General features: G+C 68.9%; 1 protein-coding gene. It reads right to left on the bottom strand.

Translation table 11 applies throughout. From position 1 onward, the window contains the following. The coding region (locus tag E0702_RS15995; protein WP_240721791.1) for an ATP-binding protein at positions 1–344 on the bottom strand (344 nt) is incomplete at both ends.

Below are 344 nucleotides of genomic sequence, written 5' to 3'. Positions count from 1 at the left end.
GGTGCCGTGCCGCCCCTTGGTCGAAAAATAGGGCTCGAACACCGCGACCAGCTGATCCGCCGCGATCCCCGCGCCGGTGTCGGACACGTCGATGCGCGCGTACCGGGCCTGGGGGCGCAGCTCGCCCACCTGGATCTCTGCACCGCACTGACCGGTCACCGCCGAAATCCGCAGGTCGATTCGGCCCGCCCGGTTCCCGATGGCATCGCGGGCATTGAGCACCAGGTTAACGATGGCCTGGGACAACGAGCCCGGATCACCCGACAGGGTCAGCCCACCCTCGGACGCATCCATGCGCAGCGCGATGCTGTCGGGGAGGCTGGGTTCCACCAGCGCCGGGATGT

Origin of the sequence: Halomonas marinisediminis (assembly GCF_004347715.1) — a bacterium.
Taxonomy (GTDB): domain Bacteria; phylum Pseudomonadota; class Gammaproteobacteria; order Pseudomonadales; family Halomonadaceae; genus Halomonas; species Halomonas icarae.
Note: the sequence above shows the minus strand (reverse complement) of the source record. Positions and strands in the feature narration are given on the sequence as shown.